This is a genomic window from Streptomyces sp. NBC_01314, assembly GCF_041435215.1.
Lineage (GTDB): Bacteria > Actinomycetota > Actinomycetes > Streptomycetales > Streptomycetaceae > Streptomyces.
The window spans coordinates 8,564,207-8,581,551 of record NZ_CP108394.1; the positions used below are offsets into that span (position 1 = coordinate 8,564,207).

A 17,345-nucleotide genomic window follows, 5' to 3' on the forward strand; every position below is an offset into this window, starting at 1 on the left:
AGCACTCAGAGCGTCCAGAAGAACAGCACCACGAGCACACAGCGGAGCGCGGGGAAGCCCACAGCGCGGCGGACGACGATACCCCGCAGCACCCGGCGCCACAGGAAGACGGAGCACACGTGAGTACGGGCATCGAAACAGCCGGGGTCCCCGAGGCGGCCATCCCCGAGCTGGTCATCATCTCCGGCATGTCCGGCGCCGGACGGTCGACGGCCGCCAAGTGTCTGGAGGACCTCGGCTGGTTCGTCGTCGACAACCTGCCACCCGCGCTGATCCCCACCATGGTGGAGCTCGGCGCCCGCTCCCAGGGAAACGTGGCCCGGATCGCGGTCGTCGTCGACGTCCGCGGCCGCCGCTTCTTCGACAACCTCCGCGACTCCCTCGCCGACCTGGCGACGAAGCACGTCACGCGGCGCGTCGTCTTCCTGGAGTCCTCCGACGACGCCCTGGTGCGCCGCTTCGAGTCGGTCCGCCGCCCGCACCCCCTCCAGGGCGACGGCCGCATCACCGACGGCATCGCCGCCGAGCGGGAACTGCTGCGCGAGCTGCGCGGCGACGCCGACCTGGTCATCGACACCTCCAGCCTGAACGTGCACGAGCTGCGCGCGAAGATGGACGCCCAGTTCGCCGGCGACGAGGAACCCGAGCTGCGGGCCACCGTCATGTCCTTCGGCTTCAAGTACGGCCTCCCGGTCGACGCCGACCTGGTCGTGGACATGCGCTTCCTGCCCAACCCGCACTGGGTCCCGGAGCTGCGCCCGTACACCGGCCTCAACGAGGAGGTCTCCGCGTACGTCTTCAACCAGCCCGGCGCCAAGGAGTTCCTCGACCGCTACACCGAGCTGCTCCAGATGATCGCCGCCGGCTACCGCCGCGAGGGCAAGCGGTACGTGACCATCGCGGTCGGCTGCACCGGCGGCAAGCACCGCTCGGTCGCCACCTCCGAGAAGCTCGCCGCCCGCCTCGCCTCCCAGGGCGTCGAGACCGTGGTCGTGCACCGGGACATGGGGCGCGAGTGACCGGACGCACCACGGCGCGGCTGAGCAGGCTGCGCCGGGTCGCCCCCGAGGGCCGCGCGAACAGACCAGCCGAGGCCCGCGGGGCCCGGCCGCGCCGCCGGGGCGCCCAGCCCAAGGTCGTCGCGCTCGGCGGCGGCATGGGCCTGTCCGCCTCGCTCGCCGCCCTCCGTCGGATCACCGGCGACCTCACCGCCGTCGTCACCGTGGCCGACGACGGCGGCTCCAGCGGACGCCTCCGGGACGAGCTGGGTGTCCTGCCGCCCGGCGACCTGCGCAAGGCGCTGGCCGCGCTGTGCGGGGACGACGACTGGGGCCAGACCTGGGCCCGCGTCATCCAGCACCGCTTCCAGTCCCAGGGGGACCTGCACGAACACGCGGTCGGCAATCTGCTGATCGTCGCCCTGTGGGAGCAGCTCGGCGACCACGTCCAGGCCCTCGACCTGGTCGGCAGGCTGCTGGGCGCCCAGGGCCGTGTGCTGCCCATGTCGGCCGTACCGCTGGAGCTCCAGGCCCTGGTCAAGGGGCACGATCCGGCGCGCCCGGACGACGTCGACACCGTCCGGGGGCAGGCCAACGTGGCACTCACCCCCGGCGAGGTGCAGTCCGTGCACGTCGTGCCGCACGACCCGCCCGCCGTGCCCGAGGCCGTGGCGGCGGTGCTCGACGCCGACTGGGTGGTGCTCGGTCCCGGCTCCTGGTTCTCCTCGGTGATCCCGCACCTGCTCGTGCCCGAACTGCTCGACGCCCTCACCGAGACCAAGGCCCGACTCGTGCTGTCGCTGAACCTCGCCCCGCAGCCGGGAGAAACCGATGGCTTCTCCCCGCAGCGTCATTTGGAGGTTTTGGGACGACACGCCCCTAAACTCGCCCTGGACGTGGTGCTGGCCGACGAGGCCGCCGTGCCCGACCGCGATTCCCTGACCGAAGCCGCCAAACGGTTCGGCGCCGCGGTCGAGCTGGCGCCGGTGGCCCGGACCGATGGATCTCCGCGGCACGACCCGGAGCTGTTGGCCGCCGCGTACGACCGTATTTTTCGGATGCATGGAAGGATCGGCCCATGGCGATGACGGCAGCGGTGAAGGACGAGATCTCCCGGCTACCCGTCACCCGGACCTGCTGCAGAAAGGCGGAGGTCTCGGCGATCCTGCGGTTCGCGGGCGGGCTGCACCTGGTGAGCGGACGCATCGTGATCGAGGCGGAGCTAGACACCGCGATGGCGGCCCGCAGACTCAAGCGGGACATCCTGGAGATCTTCGGCCACAGTTCCGAACTGATCGTGATGGCACCCGGCGGACTGCGTCGCGGTTCCCGTTACGTCGTCCGGGTGGTCGCCGGCGGTGACCAGTTGGCCCGGCAGACCGGCCTGGTGGACGGCCGGGGCCGGCCGATCCGCGGCCTGCCCCCGCAGGTCGTCTCCGGGGCCACCTGCGATGCCGAGGCGGCCTGGCGCGGCGCGTTCCTCGCCCACGGCTCGCTCACCGAGCCCGGCCGCTCGTCCTCCCTGGAGGTGACCTGCCCGGGGCCGGAGGCGGCTCTCGCCCTGGTCGGCGCCGCCCGGCGGCTGTCGATCGCGGCGAAGGCCCGCGAGGTACGGGGCGTGGACCGGGTCGTCGTACGGGACGGAGACGCGATCGGCGCGCTCCTGACCCGCCTCGGCGCCCATGAGTCCGTGCTGGCGTGGGAGGAGCGGCGGATGCGCCGCGAGGTCCGGGCCACGGCGAACCGGCTCGCCAACTTCGACGACGCCAACCTGCGCCGCTCGGCCCGCGCCGCCGTCGCGGCCGGTGCTCGCGTGGGCCGAGCCCTGGAGATCCTCGCCGACGACGTCCCCGAGCACCTCGCGGCCGCCGGGCGGCTGCGCATGGAGCACAAGCAGGCCTCCCTCGAGGAGTTGGGCGCGCTCGCCGACCCGCCGCTCACCAAGGACGCCGTCGCGGGCCGGATCCGCCGGCTGCTGGCCATGGCCGACAAGCGCGCGTCGGACATCGGCATCCCGGGGACCGAGGCCAGCATCACCGAGGAGATGGCCGAAAACCTGGTGGGGTGACAGGACGCCAGAAGAGCTCAACTCGCCGGTGCCGAGGCCCACTTGGGGCCGTCGGCACCGGTTCTCCGCTTTCTGCGTGAATTTCGTGATTGGCCTGTGAGGCCTCCTTGACTTGGCTCAGATCTGACATGAGCCTGGCGTCTGTTCGCTAGTGGGGCGAACCACGCAAGGGGGGCTCATGAGACGAAGAGCGAGATCGATCCTCGCCGCCGGCGCGCTCCTGCTGGGCGGTGGTGCGGGACTCGCACCGCTGGCCCAGGCTGCCGAGAACGACGGTTCCGACACCGAGGAAGTCAAGGTCTTCCGCGCCGAGGTGACGAAGAAGCAGATACCGCTGCTGCTCGCGGCCGGACAGGACGGTCACGAACTCAGCGAGCAGGCGCCGGAGAAGGGCACCGCGTCGGTGGAGGTCTACCTCACCGACAAGCAGGCGGACGCTCTGGAGGAGCAGGGCGTCGAGCTCAGGGAGCACCAGCTCACGCGCAAGGCGGAGGCGCGTGTGGACGCCGCCGCCGAGGGGGTCTACCGCCCGTACAGCGGCGCCGGCGGCCTCAAGGAGGAGATCCTTCGTACGGGGCAGGAGAACCCCTCCCTGGCCAAGGTGGTCTCCCTGGGCAAGTCCCTTCAGGGGCAGGACATCCTCGCGGTCAAACTGACCAAGGACGCGAAGAAGACGAAGGACGGCGTCAAGCCGTCCGTGCTGTACATGTCCAACCAGCACGCGCGTGAGTGGATCACGCCGGAGATGACCCGGCGTCTGATGCACCACTACCTGGACAACTACAAGACGGACAAGCGGATCAAGAAGATCGTCGACTCCACCGAGCTGTGGTTCGTGATCTCCGCCAACCCGGACGGCTACGACTTCACGCACCGGGACGCCGCCAACCGTCAGTGGCGCAAGAACGTGCGGGACGTCAACGGCGACAACGCCATCACCGTCGGCGACGGCGTCGACCTCAACCGCAACTTCGCCTACAAGTGGGGCTACGACAACGAGGGCTCGTCCCCGTTCCCCACCAGCGAGACCTACCGCGGCGGCGGCCCCAACTCGGAGCCCGAGACAAAGGCCCTGGACGCCTTCGAGAAGCGCATCGACTTCGAGTACGGCATCAACTACCACTCCGCCGCCGAACTCATCCTCTACGGGGTCGGCTGGCAGGTGGCCAGCCCCACCCCGGACGACGTGCTCTACAAGGCGCTGGCCGGTACCCCGGAGAACCCCGCGGTCTCCGGCTACCACCCCCAGCTCTCCTCCGAGCTGTACACCACCAACGGTGAGGCGGACGGCCACGCGGCCAACGTCAACGGCACGGCGATGTTCACCCCCGAGATGTCGACCTGCCAGACCGCGTCGGACATCGATCCGGGCGATGCCTGGAAGCCCGAGGACTGCGCCTCCGTCTTCACGTTCCCGGACGACGAGAAGCTGATCCAGCAGGAGTTCGCGAAGAACATCCCGTTCGCGCTCTCCGTCGCCGAGTCCGCCGTCACTCCCGACCGGCCGAAGTCCTCGGTCGGCCTCGACGCCCCCGACTTCACCCCGGCCTCCTTCGGCACGTCGTACTCGCGCGGCAAGAAGCAGGAGATCTCCGTCGTCGCCCGCAAGTCCGTGGAGGACAAGGAGCTGAAGTACCGGATCAACAGCCGCGGCCGTACGTACGACCAGAGGCTCAAGCCCTGGAAGGGCGGTGAGACGTTCGGCGGCGAGGACAACCTCTGGTTCGACGAGTACCGGGCCAAGGTGCGGGACGGCGAGCCGGGCGACAAGGTCGAGGTCTGGTTCACCGGCGAGACGAAGAGCGGCAAGCCCACCACCAGTGAGCGCTTCACGTACACGATCGCCGAACGGCCCAAGGCCGACACGCTCGTCGTCGCCGAGGAGGGCGCGACCGCGACCCAGACGCAGGCCTACGTCGACGCGCTGAAGGCCAACGGCAAGAAGGCGCTCGTCTGGGACGTCGCGACCCAGGGCGCCCCCGACGCGCTCGGCGTACTGGAGCACTTCAAGCAGGTCGTGCACTACACGGGCGCCGTCCGCCCCGGCATCGCCACCCAGCTCGAACTGCGCGCCTACCTGAATGAGGGCGGCAAGCTGATCGAGGCGGGCGAGAGCGCCGGCGGCTCCGTCGACCTCGGCGGCGGCACCCTGTCGAACGACTTCAGCCAGTACTACCTGGGTGCCTACAGCCGTACCTCCCTGCCGAACGCCACCGCCTTCGCGGGCCTCGCCAAGCTCGGCGGCTTCACCGGGACGCTCGGCGACGCGCCCGGGAATCCGCTGAACACCGCCGGATCGTTCGGCGTCACCTCGGACGCCCTGCCCGTGGAGACGTTCCCGCAGTTCAAGAGCGCCGGCGCGGGCCAGTACCCCGGGACCGTCAACCCGTACGGCCCGTACGAGGGCGCGTCCATGGCGGCCGCCACGCACACCGACTACGCCTGGAACCGCCTCACCCGCACCATCGACCTCACCTCGGTGAGCGCGGCCGACAAGCCCGCCCTGCGCACCCAGCTCCTATGGAGCACGGAGGAGGGCTACGACCACGCTCTCCTTGAGGCGCACACGGCCGGGGCGGACGACTGGACGACGCTGCCGGAGGCCGGCGGCGCCACCTCCACCACCGTGCCCGTCGAGTGCGAGGCCGGGTACTTCATCCAGGGCCACCCGGCCCTGAAGCGGTACCTGACCCTGGGCTCGGGGGGCTGCACGCCCAGCGGCACCAGCGGCTCCTGGAACAGCTTCACCGGGGCCTCGGACGGCTGGCAGCAGGTCGAGTTCGACCTCTCCGCGTACGCCGGGAAGAAGGTCGAGGTGTCGCTCAGCTACGTCACCGACCCCGGCTCCGGCGGTCGCGGAGTCCTGGCCGACAACGCCACCGTCGTCATCGGCGGCACGCCCGGCGCGGTCGAGGGCTTCGAGACGTCGCTCGGTGCCTGGAGCACCCCCGGCCCGCCCGCGGGCAGCCCGGCGGTGGTGAAGGACTGGGGCCTGTCGGGTGAACTCTTCAAGACCTATGGCGCGGTCACCACGGACGACACGGTGCTGCTGGGCTTCGGCCTGGAGCAGGTCCCCGCGGCGGCCGACCGCAAGGCACTGCTCGGCAAGGCGCTGACGGCTCTGAAGAACTGAGCGCCGACTGCGTCGAACGGCTGAGAGAACGCCTCGTGAGCGGCCCTCCGGACGTCTGGAATCAGATGATCGGGGGGCCGCTCAAAAGGTAATCAGCTTGCAAAACCAGGGCGGTCCGTACCCCTACCGACGGGTACGGACCGCACCGGCATGTATAGGGCATCTCGATGTCACTCGACGGGCCCGGGGGAGGTAGGGTCGTAGGCGGTCGGGGACATCCCATACAGCTCGCCGGCACTGAGCCGGCGTACCACGAGGAGATCGGTTCGTGACGATCCGCGTAGGCATCAACGGCTTTGGCCGCATCGGTCGTAACTACTTCCGCGCGCTGCTGGAGCAGGGTGCTGACATCGAGATCGTGGCTGTCAACGACCTGGGTGACACCGCGACCACCGCACACCTCCTGAAGTACGACACCATCCTGGGCCGTCTCAAGGCCGAGGTGTCGCACACCGCCGACACGATCACCGTGGACGGCCACACCATCAAGGTGCTCTCCGAGCGCAACCCCGCGGACATTCCGTGGGGCGACCTGGGCGTCGACATCGTGATCGAGTCCACCGGCATCTTCACGAAGAAGGCCGACGCCGCGAAGCACCTCGCAGGCGGCGCGAAGAAGGTCCTCATCTCGGCTCCGGCCAAGGACGAGGACATCACCATCGTGATGGGCGTCAACCAGGACAAGTACGACCCGGCGAACCACCACGTCATCTCCAACGCCTCCTGCACCACCAACTGTGTGGCGCCGATGGCCAAGGTCCTCGACGAGAACTTCGGCATCGTCAAGGGTCTGATGACGACGGTCCACGCGTACACCAACGACCAGCGCATCCTGGACTTCCCGCACTCGGACCTGCGTCGCGCCCGCGCCGCCGCCGAGAACATCATCCCGACCACCACGGGTGCCGCGAAGGCCACCGCGCTGGTCCTCCCGCAGCTCAAGGGCAAGCTCGACGGCATCGCGATGCGCGTCCCGGTCCCGACCGGCTCGGCCACCGACCTGGTCGTGACGCTGCAGCGCGAGGTCACCAAGGACGAGGTCAACGCCGCGTTCAAGAAGGCCTCCGACGACGGCGACCTCAAGGGCTACCTGACCTACACCGAGGACGAGATCGTCTCCTCGGACATCGTCGGCGACCCGGCCTCCTGCACCTTCGACTCCTCCCTGACCATGGTCCAGGAGGGCAACACGGTGAAGATCCTCGGCTGGTACGACAACGAGTGGGGCTACTCCAACCGCCTCGTCGACCTCACGGTCTTCGTCGGCGCGCAGCTCTGACCGACAGAGCAGGCACCTCCATGTGAAGTCAGGGCTCGTGCGGCGCAGGGACGCGCCGCCCGGGCCCTGACTCGCGTACCCATGCGGCCTCTTACGATCACGAGCACCACAAGTCCTCCTCGGGAGCCCTCTCCATGAAGACGATCGACGAACTCCTCGCCGAGCCAGTCGCCGGCAAGCGGGTCTTCGTCCGCGCCGACCTCAATGTGCCTCTCGACGGCACGACCATCACCGACGACGGCCGCATCCGCGCCGTGCTGCCCACCGTCAGGGCGCTGGCCGAGGCGGGCGCGCGCGTCGTCGTCGCCTCCCACCTGGGCCGCCCCAAGGGCGCCCCGGACCCGGCCTTCTCCCTCGCCCCCGCCGCCGCGCGCCTCGGTGAACTCCTCGGCGCCGACGTGGCGTTCGCGACGGACACGGTCGGTGAGTCCGCCGCCGCCACGGTCGAGGGCCTGACCGACGGCCGGGTCGCGGTCGTCGAGAACCTCCGCTTCAACGCCGGTGAGACGTCCAAGGACGACGCCGAGCGCGGCGCGTTCGCGGACCAGCTGGCCGCCCTCGCCGACGTCTACGTGGGCGACGGCTTCGGCGCCGTGCACCGCAAGCACGCCTCGGTCTTCGACCTGCCGGCCCGTCTGCCGCACTACGCCGGGTACCTCATCGCCACCGAGGTCGGCGTCCTGAAGAAGCTCACCGACGACGTCCAGCGCCCCTACGTGGTCGCACTCGGCGGCGCCAAGGTGTCCGACAAGCTGGCCGTCATCGACCAGCTGCTCGGCAAGGCCGACCGCATCCTCATCGGTGGCGGCATGGCGTACACCTTTCTCAAGGCCAAGGGTTACGAGATCGGCAGCTCCCTCCTGCAGGAGGACCAGCTCGCCGCCGTCACCGAGTACGTGGAGCGCGCGGAGCGGATCGGTGTCGAGCTGGTCCTGCCCGTCGACACCGTCGTCGCGCCCGCGTTCCCGGACCTGAAGAGCAAGGCTCCGGCCGATCCCGCCGCGGTCGCCGCGGACGCCATGCCGGCCGACCGGATGGGCCTGGACATCGGTCCGGAGTCCGGCGCGCTGTACGCCTCGAAGATCGCCGACGCCGCCACCGTCTTCTGGAACGGCCCCATGGGCGTCTTCGAGCACCCCGATTTCGCCGAGGGCACCAAGGCGGTCGCCCAGGCTCTCCTCGATTCCAAGGCCTTCACGGTCGTCGGCGGCGGAGACTCCGCCGCGGCCGTGCGCATCCTGGGCTTCGACGAGAACGCATTCGGCCACATCTCGACCGGCGGTGGCGCCTCCCTCGAATACCTCGAGGGCAAGACGCTCCCCGGGCTCGCCGCACTGGAGGACTGACCCTCAATGACCGCTACGGAACAGGGCCGCCTGCCCCTGATGGCCGGCAACTGGAAGATGAACCTCAACCACCTCGAGGCCATCGCGCACGTCCAGAAGCTCGCCTTCGCCCTCGCCGACAAGGACTACGAGGCCTGTGAGGTCGCGGTCCTGCCGCCCTTCACCGACCTGCGCTCGGTCCAGACCCTGGTCGACGGCGACAAGCTCAAGATCAAGTACGGCGCCCAGGACGTCTCGGCCCACGACTCGGGCGCCTACACCGGCGAGATCTCCGGCCCGATGCTGGCCAAGCTCAAGTGCACCTTCGTGGCGATCGGCCACTCCGAGCGCCGTCAGTACCACGACGAGACCGACGAGATCGTCAACGCCAAGGTCAAGGCCGCCTACAAGCACGGCCTTACCCCGATCCTGTGCGTCGGTGAGGAACTGGAGGTCCGCGAGGCGGGCAACCACGTCTCCCACACGCTCGCCCAGGTCGAGGGCGGCCTCAAGGACGTCTCCGCCGAGCACGCCGAGACCGTCGTGATCGCCTACGAGCCCGTCTGGGCCATCGGCACCGGCAAGGTCTGCGGCGCCGAGGACGCCCAGGAGGTCTGCGCGGCCATCCGCGGCAAGCTGGCCGAGCTGTACTCCCAGGAGACCGCCGACCAGATCCGTATCCAGTACGGCGGCTCGGTCAAGGCCGGCAACGTCGCCGAGATCATGGCCAAGGCCGACATCGACGGCGCCCTCGTCGGCGGTGCCTCCCTGGACGCCGACGAGTTCGTCAAGATCGTGCGCTTCCGTGACCAGTGAGTAGGCCTTAGCGGCGTAACGTCGTACTCTTGCGGGGGGCCGAGGCCCAGTAAGCGAGTGTCGAACTCGCCGACCGGTCCCGGCCCTCCCGTCGTCTATCCAGATCCGAGGAAGTTGGTCCAGCCGTGGTTATGGGGTTCTCGATCGCCCTGATCGTGTTCAGCCTGCTGATGATGCTGCTGGTGCTGATGCACAAGGGCAAGGGCGGCGGCCTCTCCGACATGTTCGGTGGCGGTATGCAGTCCTCCGTCGGTGGCTCCTCGGTCGCCGAGCGCAACCTCGACCGGATCACCGTCGTGGTCGGTCTGCTGTGGTTCGCGTGCATTGTCGTACTCGGCATCCTCATGAAGGTCAATAACTGACCGTCAGACCGACATCGGCGAGACAAGGCGTCACGGACGCACCAATCCGCACGTAAAGCCCCATGCTGGGTACGCGACTTCGAACGCGGCCTATCATGGGGCTTGCGTCTGTGGGCGGGATGTAACTCCAGTCACTGGACGCGCGTTGGGCCTTACGTAGACTGAGGCGCCGCAGCGAAGCGAAACGCCGACTCGCCTCGCCGCACCATCACGCAGGGAGTTACGACCGTGGCAAGTGGCAACGCGATCCGAGGAAGCCGGGTCGGGGCGGGGCCGATGGGCGAAGCCGAGCGCGGCGAGTCCGCACCCCGGCTTCGCATCTCCTTCTGGTGCTCCAACGGACACGAGACCCAGCCGAGTTTCGCCAGCGACGCACAGGTCCCCGACACCTGGGACTGCCCGCGCTGCGGCTTCCCGGCCGGACAGGACCGGGACAACCCACCGGACCCACCGCGCACCGAGCCCTACAAGACGCACCTCGCCTATGTGCGGGAGCGACGCAGCGACGCGGACGGCGAGGCGATCCTCGCCGAGGCGCTCGCCAAACTGCGGGGTGAAATCTAGAAGTCGACACCGGCCGGGCACCGAGGGTGCCCGGCCGCAGTTGTTCGGGCGCAGTTGTTCGGGCGGGTGGCTCGTGATGCCCGTGATGCCCGCGATGTTTGCGTTTGCGCAGGTCAGGCTGATTGTCAGTGGGTCCCTCTACGGTTTGTGCATCGACGAATCGTGAGGGGGACGCATGGCGGGGGCTGAGGAGGGGGCGGCGGCCGCCTACCGCGGAGCGTTCTTACGGCTGTGGAGCGCGGCCGTGCTCTCCAGCTTCGGGGACGCGCTGCGTACGGCCGCGCTGCCGCTGCTCGCGGTGACGTTGACGGACGAGCCGCTGCTCGTCGCCTCGGTCGCGGCCTGTGGTTATGTGCCGTGGCTCCTCTTCGGACTGCTGGGCGGCGCCGTCGCCGACCGGGTGGACCGGCGGCGGGCCATGTGGACGGTGGATGTGACGCGCGGTCTGCTGGTGGCGGGCTTCGCGGTGGCCGTGGTCCTCGACCACGCCTCGATCGCTCTGCTGATCGCCCTCGCCTTCGCCCTGACCACACTCCAGACACTCTTCGACAACGCGGCCACGGCCCTGCTGCCCGCCCTGGTGGGCCGGGACGCCCTGGGCAGCGCCAACACCCGGTTGCTGACCGGCCAACGGATCGCCGGTGGGCTGGTGGCCGCGCCACTCGTCCCCCTGCTGCTGGCCGCCGGAGCCGCCGTCCCCTTCGCGGCGGACGCGCTGACCTACCTCGTCGCCGCCGCCCTCGTGGCCTCGCTCGGCGCCGCCCCGCCCGAGCGGGAGCCCCGTCCCGCGGGCAGCACCCTGCGCGCGGAGATCGCCGCGGGGCTGCGGACGCTGTGGCGGGACGGGGCCCTGCGCGGGCTGTGCGCCGCGACCGCGCTGTGCAACGTCGGCATGGGCGCCCTCATCGCCACGCTGGTGCTGCTGGTGACCGGCCGGCTGGACGCGGGCAACGCCGGGTTCGCGGCGGTGACGACCGCGTACACGGTGGGCGGCCTCGCCGGGGGTGCGGTGAACGGACGGCTGGTGGCCCGGGTCGGGCGGGTGCGTGCCGTGCTGCTGGCCGGTGGGGTGCAGATCGGGGCGCTCGTCGTGATGGGCTCGGTGCGCAGCCTGGTGACGCTGGCGGTGAGCCTCGCCGTTTTCGGGGCCATGGGGATGGTGTGGAACGTCAACACCACGACTCTCATGCAGCAGCGGGTGCCCGTCGACCTGCTCGGGCGTGTCGGCTCCGCCTTTCGGACGGTCGGGGTGGCCGGGGCGCCGCTGGGCGCCCTGCTGGGCGGGCTGGTCGCCACGCTCTGGGGAGCGAACACGCCGGCGTTGCTCGCCGCTGCCTTTTTCGTCCTGTCCGTCGCCGTGCTGATACCGGCGCTCAAGGCGGACGTATCTGTTGTCGAGCCGGACGACCAGGGGACGACAGCTCGTGTTCCGTCGTGATCAATTAAGTTGGGACCGGCAGCGGGGCAAGGTACGCAGGACCAGGTAGGAAAGAAGGCTGAAGTCCGAGATGAACGCAGAAAGCCGTACCAGGCTCAACCAGACGCCCGAGTGGGCCGCGTTGGCCGAGCACCGGGAGCAGCAGGGTGAGGTGCAGCTGCGCGAGCTGTTCGCGGCCGACCCGGGGCGCGGCGCCGGGTACACGCTGGAGGTCGGCAATCTGCACGTCGACTACTCCAAGCATCTGGTCACCGACGAGACGCTGCGGCTGCTGCGTGAGCTGGCCGCCGCGGCCGACGTGTTCGGTCTGCGGGACGCCATGTTCCGCGGCGAGAAGATCAACACCACCGAGGACCGCGCCGTCCTGCACACCGCGTTGCGCGCCCCTTGCGACGCGGTGATCGAGGTCGACGGCGAGAACGTGGTGCCGGGTGTGCACGCCGTTCTCGACAGGATGGGCGGCTTCGCCGAGCGCATCCGCTCCGGCGAGTGGACCGGCCACACCGGGCGGCGCATCAAGAACGTCGTCAACATCGGCATCGGCGGCTCCGACCTGGGCCCGGCGATGGCGTACGAGGTGCTGCGCTCCTTCACCGACCGCGATCTGACCGTCCGCTTCGTGTCGAACGTGGACGGCGCCGATCTGCACGAGGCGGTGCGGGACCTGGACGCGGCGGAGACGCTCTTCGTCATCGCCTCCAAGACGTTCACCACGATCGAGACGATCACCAACGCCACCTCCGCGCGCGACTGGCTGCTCACAGAGCTGAAGGCCGGCTCCGACGCCGTCGCCAAGCACTTCGTGGCGCTGTCGACGAACGCCGAGAAGGTGTCGGACTTCGGCATCGACACGGCCAACATGTTCGAGTTCTGGGACTGGGTCGGCGGACGCTACTCGTACGACTCGGCGATCGGGCTGTCCCTGATGATCGCGATCGGTCCGGACCGCTTCCGGGAGATGCTCGACGGATTCCACGTGGTCGACGAGCACTTCCGGACGGCGCCCGCCGAGTCCAATGTGCCGCTGCTCCTCGGCCTGTTGGGGATCTGGTACGGCAACTTCCACGACGCGCAGTCCCACGCGGTGCTGCCCTACAGCCACTACCTGTCCAAGTTCACGGCCTACCTGCAGCAGCTGGACATGGAGTCCAACGGCAAGTACGTGGACCGGGACGGGGTGCCGGTGGAGTGGCAGACCGGGCCGGTGGTGTGGGGCACGCCGGGGACGAACGGGCAGCACGCGTACTACCAGTTGATCCACCAGGGCACCAAGCTGATCCCGGCGGACTTCATCGGCTTCGCCGAGCCGGTCGCCGAGCTCGGTGACACGCTCAAGGCCCAGCACGACCTCCTCATGGCCAACTTCTTCGCCCAGACGCAGGCGCTGGCCTTCGGCAAGACGCCGGACGAGGTGCGGGCGGAGGGGGTGCCGGACGAGCTGGTGCCGCACAAGACGTTCAAGGGGAACCACCCGACGACCACGATCCTGGCGAAGGAGCTGACCCCGTCGGTCCTCGGCCAGCTGATCGCGCTGTACGAGCACAAGGTGTTCGTACAGGGTGCCGTCTGGAACATCGACTCCTTCGACCAGTGGGGCGTCGAGCTGGGCAAGGTCCTCGCCAAGCGGGTGGAACCGGCGCTGACGGAGGGCGCGGAGGTGCCGGGCCTCGACGAGTCCACGAAGGCGCTGGTCGCCAAGTACCGGGCGCTGCGCGGACGGCGGTAGCCGTACGGGGCGCGCGTACGGGGTGGGGAAGCGGGCGGCCGCGCGACGTCCACCTCCCCACCCGGCCTCGGTGCCGGCCTCAGTGCCCCAGCCCGGCGCCCCCGTCGACCGGGATCACGGCGCCGCGTACATAACCGGCGTCGGCCAGGAAGGCCACCGCCTCGGCGACCTCCTCGGGGGTGCCCAGACGTCCGGCGGGGGTGGCGCGCAGCAGTTCACGGCGCTGGTCCGGTGTGAGGGCGCGGCTCATGTCGGTCTCGGTGAGGCCGGGGGCGACGACGTTGCAGGTGATGTCGCGGGGGCCGAGTTCCTGGGTGAGGGAGCGGGCGAAGCCGACGAGGCCGGCCTTCGCCGCCGCGTAGTTGGTCTGGCCGGGGGCGCCGCGCAGGGCGGCCGTGGAGGAGACCAGGACGATACGGCCGTGGCCCGCGCGGAGCATGCCCCGTACCGCGCGCTGGGCGACGCGGAAGGCTCCGGTGAGGTTGGTGTCGACGACGGAGGTGAAGTCCGCCTCGGTCATCCGCACCAGCAGCCGGTCCTGGGCGGCGCCCGCGTTGGCGACCAGGACGGTGACCGGCCCGTGGGAGGCCTCGGCCTCCTTGAAGGCCAGGTCGACCTGCCCGCTGTCCGTCACATCGCACCGCACGGCGAGGAATCCCTCGGAGGCAGGGGGCTCGTCGCCTCGGTAGGTCACCGTGACCCGGTCCCCGGCCGCCGCGAAACGGCGGGCGACGGCGAGCCCGATGCCCCTGTTCCCGCCGGTGACGAAGACCGAACGGGCTGTCGTCGTCCGTGTCATCGCGTCCGTCCTTCCGGTGCCGGGTCCGACGGCCTCGTGTGTTCTCGGTTTTCGGGTGCCGCACGGGTGCGCAGACCCACGACGGCCACCGCGCACCCGATGAGGGCGAGGACGGCGACGGAGAGTGTGGCGGCGTACATGGCGTCGAGGAAGGCGCGGTCGGCTGTGGTCGCCAACTCGGGCAGGTTCAGGGAGTCGGCCAGGGAGCGGGCGGCCTCGGCGGAGGTGCGGGCCTGTTCCTCGCCGGCCGGTGACAGGCCCTGCGCGGTGCCGGGCAGTTCGGCGTCGGCCATCCGGTCCCGGTAGACGCCGGAGAGGATCGAGCCGGCCATCGCCACCCCGAGGGTGCCGCCGACCTGCCGGGTGACGCTGTTGACGGCGGAACCGGCGCCCGCGAGCTGTGGCGGCACCCCGCGCATCATCACGGCGGTGACCGGGGTGCCGACCAGGCCCATGCCGAAGCCCTGGATCCACAGCAGTACGGCGACGGTCCACAGGGGGGTGCGCCCGTCGAGCCAGGCGTAGGCGACGTAGGTGGCGGCGGTGGCCAGGACGCCGGACGCGACCGTCCAGCGGGCCGACAGCAGGCGGCTCAGCGCCGGGGAGGCCTGGCTGCCCAGGACGATGCCGACGGCGGCGGCGATCATCACGGTTCCGGCGTCGGCGGGGGAGAGGCCGCGGGGGCCCTGGAGATAGAAGGCCGCGTAGAACAGGTGACCGGCCAGGGCCATGAAGGCGATCAGCAGGACCACACTGCCGGCCGTGAAGCCGGGCTGCCGGAAGAGCCGTAGATCCAGGCTCGGCGTCGCGGACCTGCGCTGACCGGCGACGAAGACGGCCAGCACGACACCGCCCAGCACCAGGGGCAGGAGGACGTGCGGGCCGTACCAGGTGCTGCCGCCGCCGAGTTCGATGATGCCGTAGACCACGCCGCCCAGGCCGAGCACCGAAAGCCCCAGCCCCGGCAGATCGAGCACCCGGCGGTGGGAGCCGCCCAGGTCGGGGACGACGGCCACGACCGCCACCAGACACAGGGCCACGATCGGTACGTTGACGAGGAAGACCGAGCCCCACCAGAACTGGCTGAGCAGGGCCCCGCCCGCGACGGGGCCGACGGCCACGCCGAGGCCGCTCGACGAGCTCCAGATCGCGATCGCCCGGGTGCGTTTGTCCTCCGGGGTGCTCTGCACGATGACCGTCAGCGTCGCGGGCATGAGCAGACCGCTGCCCGCACCCATGAAGGCCCGCGCGACGATCAGCCACGCCGGGCTGTCCACGAACGCGCCCGCGCCGGAGGCCACACCGATCAGCGCGAGCCCGGCGACGAGCGTGTTCCGGGGGCCGAAACGGTCGGCCAGCGCGCCGCCCGCGAAGAGGGTGCCGGCGACGACCAGGGTGTAGGCGCTCGCCACCCACTCCAGCTCGCCGGGGGTAGCGCCCAGGCCCTTCACCGGGTCGGCGAGGGTGGTGACGGCGACGTTGAGGATCGAGGTGTCCAGCCAGATCAGCATCTGCGCGCAGACCACGACCAGGAGGACGGGCCAGGAGCGGGTGGGTGCGGCGGCCGGTTTCCCGGTCGCCCGGCTCACGGTGGTCACAGCGTTGCTCCGTAGTTCTCGCGACCGCGCACGACGGCCTCGCCCCGGCTTCCGTTTTCGTATCCGTGTCCGTGCATGGCTTTGCGGAGACGACGGCCCTCCACCGGCACCCCGAGGGCGGGAGCCGCACGCGACAGGTGCCCGAAGACCCGTTCCAGGTGGTTGTCGTCGGTGAACAGGGTCACCTCGGAGGCGACCGTGTGGACCTCGACCGGCCGCACGGCCCCACCGGCGTCGGCGCGGATCCGCTCCAGCACCGACAGGCCGTGTGGACCGGCGCCGATCACACAGACGGTGAGGGCGTCATCGGCACGGGTCATTCCTGGCCCAGCCCGTCACGCCAGGTCGGTCTGGCCGGCTTCCAGCCCAGTGCCGTACGGGCCCGGTCGTTGGCGGCGCCGTGCGCGGACGTGAGCTGGTGGGCCATGAACCAGCCGAGAAGCCGGGGCGCGAGGGCCGCGGGGACCGTGCGCGGGGAGGGGGCGGCGAGCATCCGGGCGAGGTGCGGCAGCCACTGCGCGGCGGGGGCCGGGTCGTCGTCCGTCACATGGAACACCCCGGTGGCGTCGGACTCGACGCCCACCACGGCCGCCCCCACGGCGTCCTCGACGTGCAGGAACGACATGACTCCCGCCCCGCCGCCGGGCAGCGGGAGCCGTCCGGCCAGGACGGACCCGGAGGTTGTGCCGGTACGGGCGTACGCAGTGCGGGGGCCGTACAGCGTGCCGTAGCGCAGCACCACACCCTCCATGTCACTGCCCGTCACCTGCCGCTCCAGCTCGGCGACGGCCCGCACCGTCGAGGCCCAGCCGGGGTCGGGGGCGTCCACGTACAGGGGCGCGTCCTCGTCGAGGACCGGCTCGCCCGCCGGGGCGGCGGCGAAGGCGATGGACTGGGCGACCATCCGGCGCGCGCCCGCCGCGCGGGCCGCCTCGACCAGGTGGGCGGTGCCCTCGGTGCGCAGCCGCGCGGTGAGGGCGAAGGCTCCCGGCGGGTCGTCGCGCAGCAGCCGCAGGGCCGACAACTGGTGGACGACCACCTCGGGCCGGGCGGCCGACACCGCCGACAGCACGGCCGTACGGTCGAGGGCGTCGGCGACCACCACCTCGTCCGCCTCGGGGGCCCGGCCCCGGGAGCCCTGCCGTACCAGCGCGCTCACATGGTGACCCCGCGCCCGCAGCGCGCCCACCAGCGGATGCCCGACCACTCCGGTGGCCCCGGCGACGAGTACGCGCATGC

Annotated in this window: 15 protein-coding genes; 11 read left to right on the forward strand and 4 right to left on the reverse strand. The window is 70.6% G+C overall.

Annotated features, from left to right (window positions below):
• The first annotated feature begins 119 nt into the window (after positions 1-119).
• The 11 genes from rapZ (at position 120) to pgi (ending at position 13,709) form a co-directional block, all read left to right on the forward strand.
• Positions 120-1,019 carry an RNase adapter RapZ gene (gene rapZ / locus OG622_RS37610; protein ID WP_371581086.1) on the forward strand — a complete coding sequence of 300 codons (900 nt, stop codon included), beginning with the start codon at positions 120-122 and terminating at the stop codon, positions 1,017-1,019.
• On the forward strand, positions 1,016-2,086 hold the full coding sequence (gene yvcK / locus OG622_RS37615; protein WP_371581087.1) for a uridine diphosphate-N-acetylglucosamine-binding protein YvcK: 1,071 nt from the start codon (positions 1,016-1,018) through the stop codon (positions 2,084-2,086). Before rapZ ends, yvcK begins: the two co-directional genes overlap by 4 nt.
• Positions 2,077-3,066 carry a DNA-binding protein WhiA gene (whiA, locus tag OG622_RS37620; protein ID WP_371581088.1) on the forward strand — a complete coding sequence of 330 codons (990 nt, stop codon included), beginning with the start codon at positions 2,077-2,079 and terminating at the stop codon, positions 3,064-3,066. The genes yvcK and whiA overlap by 10 nt, the downstream gene beginning before the upstream one ends.
• Positions 3,067-3,244: 178 nt before the next feature.
• Entirely contained in the window at positions 3,245-6,199 is a 2,955-nt protein-coding gene (locus tag OG622_RS37625) for a M14 family zinc carboxypeptidase (RefSeq protein ID WP_371581089.1), read from the forward strand.
• A gap of 268 nt (positions 6,200-6,467) precedes the next feature.
• Positions 6,468-7,478 carry a type I glyceraldehyde-3-phosphate dehydrogenase gene (gap, locus tag OG622_RS37630; protein ID WP_371581090.1) on the forward strand — a complete coding sequence of 337 codons (1,011 nt, stop codon included), beginning with the start codon at positions 6,468-6,470 and terminating at the stop codon, positions 7,476-7,478.
• Positions 7,479-7,612: 134 nt separating this feature from the next.
• On the forward strand, positions 7,613-8,824 hold the full coding sequence (gene pgk, locus OG622_RS37635) for a phosphoglycerate kinase (RefSeq protein ID WP_371581091.1): 1,212 nt from the start codon (positions 7,613-7,615) through the stop codon (positions 8,822-8,824).
• A gap of 6 nt (positions 8,825-8,830) precedes the next feature.
• Positions 8,831-9,619 (forward strand): triose-phosphate isomerase, encoded by a 789-nt coding sequence (gene tpiA, locus OG622_RS37640; protein WP_371581092.1) that lies wholly within the window; start codon positions 8,831-8,833, stop codon positions 9,617-9,619.
• 131 nt (positions 9,620-9,750) lie between these two features.
• On the forward strand, positions 9,751-9,981 hold the full coding sequence (secG, locus tag OG622_RS37645; protein WP_029181151.1) for a preprotein translocase subunit SecG: 231 nt from the start codon (positions 9,751-9,753) through the stop codon (positions 9,979-9,981).
• A 228-nt stretch (positions 9,982-10,209) separates the two neighbouring features.
• Entirely contained in the window at positions 10,210-10,545 is a 336-nt protein-coding gene (locus tag OG622_RS37650) for an RNA polymerase-binding protein RbpA (protein ID WP_003957010.1), read from the forward strand.
• Between the two features lie 175 nt (positions 10,546-10,720).
• Positions 10,721-11,983 (forward strand): MFS transporter, encoded by a 1,263-nt coding sequence (locus OG622_RS37655; RefSeq protein WP_371581093.1) that lies wholly within the window; start codon positions 10,721-10,723, stop codon positions 11,981-11,983.
• A 70-nt stretch (positions 11,984-12,053) separates the two neighbouring features.
• A complete protein-coding gene (gene pgi, locus OG622_RS37660) occupies positions 12,054-13,709 on the forward strand; it encodes a glucose-6-phosphate isomerase (protein ID WP_371581094.1) in 1,656 nt (551 codons plus the stop codon).
• A 79-nt stretch (positions 13,710-13,788) separates the two neighbouring features.
• Here the strand turns inward: pgi and fabG are convergent, their stop codons facing one another.
• Genes fabG through OG622_RS37680 form a run of 4 tightly spaced genes read right to left on the reverse strand, consistent with a single transcriptional unit; the run spans position 13,789 to position 17,343 of the window.
• Entirely contained in the window at positions 13,789-14,508 is a 720-nt protein-coding gene (fabG, locus tag OG622_RS37665) for a 3-oxoacyl-ACP reductase FabG (RefSeq protein WP_371581095.1), read from the reverse strand.
• A complete protein-coding gene (locus OG622_RS37670) occupies positions 14,505-16,106 on the reverse strand; it encodes an MFS transporter (protein ID WP_371581096.1) in 1,602 nt (533 codons plus the stop codon). The genes fabG and OG622_RS37670 overlap by 4 nt, the downstream gene beginning before the upstream one ends.
• Positions 16,103-16,426: a hypothetical protein gene (locus OG622_RS37675; protein ID WP_371581097.1), complete on the reverse strand. Its 324-nt coding sequence runs from the start codon at positions 16,424-16,426 to the stop codon at positions 16,103-16,105. Before OG622_RS37675 ends, OG622_RS37670 begins: the two co-directional genes overlap by 4 nt.
• Entirely contained in the window at positions 16,423-17,343 is a 921-nt protein-coding gene (locus OG622_RS37680) for an NAD-dependent epimerase/dehydratase family protein (protein ID WP_371581098.1), read from the reverse strand. Before OG622_RS37680 ends, OG622_RS37675 begins: the two co-directional genes overlap by 4 nt.
• Positions 17,344-17,345 lie beyond the last annotated feature (2 nt).